The organism is Herbaspirillum sp. B65, from assembly GCF_000333555.1.
Classification (GTDB): Bacteria; Pseudomonadota; Gammaproteobacteria; order Burkholderiales; family Burkholderiaceae_D; genus Herbaspirillum; species Herbaspirillum rubrisubalbicans.
This window is the reverse complement of record NZ_BADI01000887.1, coordinates 1-1,399: the sequence shown is the minus strand read 5'-3', so window position 1 is coordinate 1,399 and position 1,399 is coordinate 1. Positions and strand designations below refer to the sequence as shown.

The window sequence follows — 1,399 nt, the reverse complement described above, 5'->3', positions numbered from 1 at the left end:
ATGGCCGCACATGGCATGAACATGTCCATGCGCAGGGTGGGTGACCCGGCGCGCTTCGACATGGTGCAGCACATCGCCCGCGCCGGTGGCATCGACGCCGCCGATATCGAAATCCGTCCGCCGCGCGCGGCCGACCAGGCCTGGGTGGTGCGCGAGGTGGACCGTTCCTGGCCGACCCAGGTCGACACGGTAGCGATCGATGCCGATCGCATGGTCATCACCAGCCGCGCCGATTTCGCCAACTTCCCGCTGGTCGCCAAGCTGGTGCGCTGGGGCGTGGATGCGCATATGGGCGTGCTGTTCGGAGTGGCCAACCAGATCCTGATGGCGCTTTTTGGGTTCGCCCTGAGCGGCTTGATCGTGCTGGGTTACCTGATGTGGTGGCGCCGCCGTCCGGCGGCCGGCGCCAGTCTGGCGCCGTTGATGGAAGCGGTCATGCGCTTGCCGCCCCTGCAGCGCATCACATTGGCCGTGCTGGCCTTGCTGCTGGGCTGGAATCTGCCGCTGATGGGCGCGAGCCTGTTGGTGTTCCTGCTGGTCGATGTGATCCGCTATCGGCGCAGCCTGCGTTGACGTGCCGCCACTGACGGCGGCTTATTCAGCGAGCTGGCCATCCGGTTTTTGCTCGAACCATTCACTGCCGCGTTGCACGAAGGTCTGCGACGCGGCCAGTGCAAAGCTGTTCTGCTCCGCTTCCCAACCCAGTCTATGCACCACGATCTGGTGCGCTTCCACCTGCAGCACATTGAAGGAATTACTTTCTCCCCGGCCACGGGTGGAGGTGGCCGTGCCGGCCTGCACCACCAGGGCCGAATAGCCGGGGATGTGATAACGCCCGGCACTGCTGACGGCCGAGCTGGTATGCACGTGCCCGGCCAGCAGCAGGTCGGCGCCGCACAGCGCAAAGGCACGCATGGCCGGTACCGCCTGACCGACCAGGCCGTGATGCTGCGGTCCCGCTGGCAGGTCGAAGGGGTGATGGGTGACGATGATCTTGACCAGATGCTCGCCCACGGCGGCCAGCTCGCGCCGTGCCAGCTCGATCTGGCGATCATTGACGCGGCCATCCTTGATGGTCAGTGAACGGGCGGTATTGATGCCGACCACCGCGATCTCTTCATCCACGTACTTCGGTTGCAGGTCCGGGGTGATATGGCGCTTGTACTGGCGCAGCGGTTGCAGCAGCCGGGCGGCGACATTGAACAGCGGCACGTCATGGTTGCCCGGCACCACCAGTTGCGGCTGGGGCAGGGCATCGAGGAACTGGCGTGCCTGCTTGAACTGCTTGCTGCGCGCACGCTGGGTGAGGTCGCCGGAAACCACGATGAGATCCGGGCGCAATTCATGGATCTGGGCGATCAGGGGCTCGATGATATGCGCATCGATGCGGCCGAAATGC

Annotated in this window: 2 protein-coding genes; one reads left to right on the top strand and one right to left on the bottom strand. The window is 65.1% G+C overall.

Annotated features, from left to right (window positions below; all coding sequences use genetic code 11):
• The coding region (locus I5W_RS21060; RefSeq protein ID WP_044530701.1) for a PepSY domain-containing protein at positions 1-573 on the top strand (573 nt) is incomplete at its 5' end.
• Positions 574-594: 21 nt separating this feature from the next.
• Here I5W_RS21060 and I5W_RS21055 read toward each other — a convergent pair.
• Positions 595-1,399, bottom strand: an 805-nt coding sequence (locus tag I5W_RS21055) for a metallophosphoesterase family protein (protein WP_148289166.1), incomplete at its 5' end; no start/stop codon positions are given.